The sequence below is a fragment of the Streptomyces calidiresistens genome (assembly GCF_014141525.1).
Lineage (GTDB): Bacteria > Actinomycetota > Actinomycetes > Streptomycetales > Streptomycetaceae > Streptomyces > Streptomyces calidiresistens.
Genome location: NZ_VKHS01000411.1, coordinates 1 through 4,881, shown reverse-complemented (window position 1 = coordinate 4,881; position 4,881 = coordinate 1). Strand labels below are relative to the sequence as shown.

4 protein-coding genes and 1 pseudogene are annotated in these 4,881 nt (G+C 75.3%); 4 read left to right on the top strand and 1 reads right to left on the bottom strand.

Translation table 11 applies throughout. The features are described from left to right. Positions 1-714, bottom strand: a pseudogene (locus FOE67_RS30810) (Clp protease N-terminal domain-containing protein); the annotation flags it as partial. Positions 715-928: 214 nt separating this feature from the next. Here FOE67_RS30810 and FOE67_RS16550 point away from each other — a divergent pair. The 4 genes from FOE67_RS16550 to FOE67_RS16535 all read left to right on the top strand — a co-directional run bounded on the left by FOE67_RS16550 (position 929) and on the right by FOE67_RS16535 (position 4,717). Beyond that, complete coding sequence (locus tag FOE67_RS16550) at positions 929-2,278, top strand: sensor histidine kinase (protein WP_182665034.1); 1,350 nt, start codon at positions 929-931, stop codon at positions 2,276-2,278. After that, on the top strand, positions 2,275-2,934 hold the full coding sequence (locus FOE67_RS16545) for a response regulator (RefSeq protein WP_182665032.1): 660 nt from the start codon (positions 2,275-2,277) through the stop codon (positions 2,932-2,934). Before FOE67_RS16550 ends, FOE67_RS16545 begins: the two co-directional genes overlap by 4 nt. A 42-nt stretch (positions 2,935-2,976) precedes the next feature. Beyond that, the gene (locus FOE67_RS16540; RefSeq protein WP_323384977.1) at positions 2,977-3,975 is read left to right on the top strand and encodes an ATP-binding protein; all 999 of its coding nucleotides are present in this window, start codon (positions 2,977-2,979) and stop codon (positions 3,973-3,975) included. A 106-nt stretch (positions 3,976-4,081) separates the two neighbouring features. Continuing rightward, positions 4,082-4,717 carry an HAD family hydrolase gene (locus FOE67_RS16535; RefSeq protein WP_182665036.1) on the top strand — a complete coding sequence of 212 codons (636 nt, stop codon included), beginning with the start codon at positions 4,082-4,084 and terminating at the stop codon, positions 4,715-4,717. Positions 4,718-4,881 lie beyond the last annotated feature (164 nt).

Genomic DNA, 4,881 nt, shown 5'->3' with positions numbered 1-4,881 from the left:
CCGCCCTCCCGCTCCGCCGCCCGGCGGTCGGCCTCCGTGACGGCGGCCTCCACGTCCGCCTCCACCTCCGGCTTCCGCACGCCGAGCCCGGCCAGGGGGCCGGAGCCACCCTCCTGCTTCACCGGCGAGAGCAGGATGTACTCGGTGCCGACCGAGGTGTGCTCCAGCCGCAGGGCCTCGCGGAAGGTCAACTCCAACACCTTGCGGGAGGCGTTGGCGTAGGGGACGAGGTCGGGAACCCCGGCGTCGACCGTGACCGGGGGGAGTGCCGTTTCGGCCGCCTCCCGGACCGCGTCGACCGACCCGATCCTTCCCAGCAGCACGCCGGTGCCGATCGCCTCCGGCTGGGAGAGGAGGCCGAGCTCCGGGTGGGCGGGGTGGATCTCGGCGTGCCCCGTTCGCCGCGCCTCGTTCCGCGAGGCCATCACCACGTTCCTCGCCCGGCGGGTGAAGCGGCCGAAGCCGTCCTTCGGGTCGAGCGCCGGGTCTCACCGGGGCGGGAAGGGGTGAAGCGCCGATATCGGTCCAGGAGGCGCCGGAGCGGCCGGCCCGGTCCACGAAATGACCGATCAGGTGGTCGGCCACCTCCCCGAGGTGTTCGCCGGCGATGACGGCGGCGGAGAGGCGGCCGAGGGTGTCGGCGCGCGTGCGCTCCACCGCCTCGATCAGGTCGTCCGGGCGCACCGGACGGGAGGGGGTGATGGGATTCGTCATGCTGTCCACCCGGGGGTGACAGTGAGGAATGTCAACCCCGGGTTGACAAGGGGTGGTGACCCGCGGCGTGCCCCCGTGTCCCCCGATCGGGGGACACCGGCTGTCGGCCGACCGCGGGCCGGCGCCCGAGACCGGCGGCCCGCGAGCATGGGGTCAGGGCTCGGGGAGGGCGCCGGAACCACCGGCACCCGGCCCGTCGGAAGGGGGAAGGGCCGTGGAGGACGCCGTGCGAGGGGAGGCCCGGGGAGAGCCGGTTCGGGAGTACCGGGTGAACATCCGCCGGTGGTGGGACGGGGTGGTGCCGCTGGTGGCGCTGGGCACCCTCGCCCTCTCCCTGTTCGTCGAACCCCTGTACATCACCCACCTGTGGGGCCTGGCGGTCTGCTCGGCGCTGCTCGTCATCGTGTACGCGGTCGGGGTGCGCGGTGCGCTCACCACCCGGGTGACGGACCCGCCGCCGCACGGGACACGGGCGGTGCCCGCTCGGGTGCTGCTGCCGGTGATCGCGGTGGCGGCGGCCTGCTTCGGCCCCGCCGCACTGGTGCTCCAACTGATCGTCCTGCCCCTGGTGTGGGCCTTCTCCGGCACCGTGCGCCGGGCCCTGGTCGTCACCGTCCCGACCGTTCTCGGCATGGGCACGGCGGCCGTCCACGGGCCGTGGCTCATCAGCCGGTTCGTCCTCGACCTCGACCCGCCCACGGGCGGCAACCCGTGGACGGTCGGCGCGCTCCAGATCGCCGTCCTGCTCTTCGGCACGGCCTCCGGCGCCTGGATCACCCATCTCGGCAACTGGGGCGCCGAGCGGAACCGGCTGTTGGAGGAGGTGCGCGAGTCCCGGCGGGCCGAGGCGACCGCCCACCGGGAGGCGGGGGCGGCGGCCGAGCGCGAGCGCATCGCCCGCGAGGTGCACGACACCATCGCCCAGCACCTGACCGGCATCGTCGTCCTCGCCCAGCGGGCGCGCGGCGGGGAGACCGGTGCGGAGGAGTCCGACGGTGGCGGCACCGATGAGGACCCCGGCATCCCCGAACTCATCGAGACCACCGCCCGGGAGGCGCTGGAGGAGGCGCGTGCCCTGATCGCGGCCAACGCCGCCCCGCCGCACGGCAACGGCCTCGCCGACTCCCTGGTCCGCCTCGGGGAGCGGTTCCGGCGGGAAACCGGCCTGCCGGTCGCCGTGACCGTCACCGGCCCCGTCGATCGACTCGGTCGCGACCGGGAGGTGCTGGTGCTGCGCTGCGCGCAGGAGGCGATGGCCAATGTCCGCAAGCACGCCGCCGCGCACCGTGTCGATGTGACCCTGCGGGTCGCGGACGGGGAGGCCGTCCTGACGGTCCTCGACGACGGCCGGGGTGCGCCGCTCGACGCCCCCGACACCGGGGCCGGGTTCGGCCTGCCGGGAATGCGCGACCGACTCCTGCCCATCGGCGGGGAGTTGACGGTGGGGCCGCCGGGCGACGGCCGCCCCGGCACCCTGCTGACGGTCCGCCTGCCCGTCGGGGAGGAGTGCGGGGCGTCGGTCGTCCCGGCCCCCGCGGCGGCCGGTCGGGGAGGGGCCGCGTGACGGCGGGGCCGGGCGCCGCGCCCGTCCGGGTGCTGGTCGTGGACGACCACCCGATCGTCCGGGAGGGCCTGGTGGCCCTCCTGGATCGGGCCGGCGGCGTCGAGGTGGTCGGCGCGGCCGGTGACGGGGAGGAGGCGGTGGCACTGGTGGCCACCCGGTCCCCCGACGTGGTCCTGATGGACCTGCGGATGCCCGGTGGGGACGGGGTCGCCGCCACCGCCCGGATCACCGCCGACCACCCCGGCACGCGGGTCCTGGTCCTCACCACATGGGAGGGCGACCACGACATCCTCGGGGCGGTCGAGGCCGGGGCCCGGGGCTACCTGCTGAAAGCGGCCCCGGGGGAGGAGATCCTGGCCGGGGTGCGGGCGGTGGCCGCCGGCGAGACGGCGCTCTCGCCCCCGGTCGCCGCCCGACTGGTCGCCCGGGCCCGGGGCGGGGGAAGCCGGCCCCGGCTCTCGGCCCGCGAGCGGGAGGTGCTCGGGCTCGTCGCCGAGGGGCTCGGCAACCCCGACATCGCCCGTCGTCTGTTCATCGGGGAGGCCACGGTGAAGACCCACCTGGCCAGGATCTTCGTCAAGCTCGGCGTGGACGACCGCACCCGGGCCGTCACCCGGGCGCTGGAGTGCGGCATCCTCCCGCCCCCCTCCGGCTGACGCCCGGACCCGGCCGGGTCCGGGTGAGGAGCGCTGCAGACGGTGTGGGACCACCACCTCTCGGCCACACCCGTCCTTCTGGTCCTGGTGGGCAGCGGCCTCTCCGTGATGGAGGCGCTCCAGACCTGTGGCCGACCCTTCTTCGGCCGCGCCGGTCGGATGGTGGTGAGACCGTTCAACCCGGCGGATGTTCGTGCCATGACGGGGCTTCCCGCCGCCGAAGCCGTTGACGCGCTTCTGATCACCGGCGGGTTTCCGGAGTTGGTCCGCTCCCGGAAGCCGGGAACGGACCGGCGGAGGTACCTGCGGGAGGCGTGTGGGGATCCGCTCTCCCCGCCGGTCGTGGCCGGGGAGCTCTCACTGCTCGGGGAATTTCCCGGAACGACCCGGGCCCGGTCCGTGCCGGAGGCCATCGGGGCGGGGGAACGCACCTTCGGGGCCATCGCCGCCCCGGTGGGCGGATCGGAGGGTCTGCCCTCCGGCACACCGACGCCCATTCTCGCCGTGCCGCGCGACAAGCGGGTGGTGGAGACGGACCGGCCGCTCTCCACCACCACCGACACGAAGAACAGGCGGTACCGGATCGCCGATCCCCACCTCCGCTTCCGGCCGGCCTTCAAGCCCCGGGTGCTGCCGCTCATCGAGCGGGGGAGGGGCGACGTGGCATTCGATCGCGTCGAACGCTCATGGACCACATGGCGTGGGCGGGCGGTCGAGCCCCTCATCCGTGAATCGCTGCTTCGTCTCCTGCCGGACGAGCAACGGCCCGACACCTCGGCGATCGGTGGATGGTGGAATCGGCGGAACAACCCCGACCCCGTCGGAGCCGATCGGCAATCGCCGGCCGGACGGATCCACTTCGTCGGCTCCGTGAAGTGGCTGGAGAACCGCTCCTTCGACCGCAGGGGTCACGACGCGCCGGTCCGTGATCTGCTCGCGGTGCCCGGAACCGATCCGGACACACCCCTGGTCGCGGTCTCCCGGCCCGGGGTCGCCGAGGGACTCCCCCGGCCGCCCGGTGGGGTCCCGAGGACCTCGTAGGGGCCCGGGAACCCCGATGAACCCGCCGGGCCACGGGAAAACCCCCGGCGTGACCCGGCCCCGCCCCGGTGGCCCGGCCGTCGGGCCCGACCCCGCGCCGGGCAGAATGCGGGGCATGGCCTCCGCCCCGCCGATCGTCGGCTTCGACCTCGACATGACCCTCATCGACTCCCGCCCCGGCATCCACGCCACCTACACGGCGCTGGCCGCCGAGACCGGCGTGTTCATCGACGCGGACCTCGCGATCACCCGCCTCGGGCCCCCGCTGGAGCAGGAACTGGCGCACTGGTTCCCCGCCGGGCGGATCACGGAGGTCGCCGACCGGTACCGCGCGCTCTACCCGGAACACGGCATCGCCGCCACCCCCGCCATGCCCGGCGCGGCGGAGGCGATCGCGGCGGTCCGGGAGGCGGGCGGACGGGCCCTGGTCGTCACCGCCAAGTACGGCCCCAACGCCAAGCTGCACCTGGACCACCTGGGACTGACCCCGGACGTGCTCGTCGGCGACCTGTGGGCGGAGGCGAAGGCGATCGCCCTGCGCGAGCACGGAGCCGGGATATACGTCGGCGACCACCTCGGCGACATCCGGGGCGCGGTCGCGGCGAACGCGCTGTCGGTGACCGTGCCCACCGGGCCGTACGGGGCGGAGGAGTTGCGGGAGGCCGGGGCGGACGTGGTGCTCCCCGACGGGCTGCCGGGGTTCCCCGCCTGGCTGGCCGGCCACCTCGCCGCGGGCGCCTGAGCCGCCCGGCGGGCGGTCGCGCGGACGAAAGGCGCACCGGTCCCGGCCGGAAGCGTCACGGCCAACGCCGTCCCCGGGCGCTCCGGTGCCGTGCGCCGGGACGGTGACCGGTCGGCCGCGCGGCCACCGCGAGGGGCGGGCGTGCGTGAGGGGCGGGCGTGCGT

What these genes read in the sequence shown, in the direction of transcription:
- FOE67_RS16535 (WP_182665036.1), top strand. Translation starts at nt 4,082, where the DNA reads ATGCGGGGCATGGCCTCCGCCCCGCCGATCGTCGGCTTCGACCTCGAC.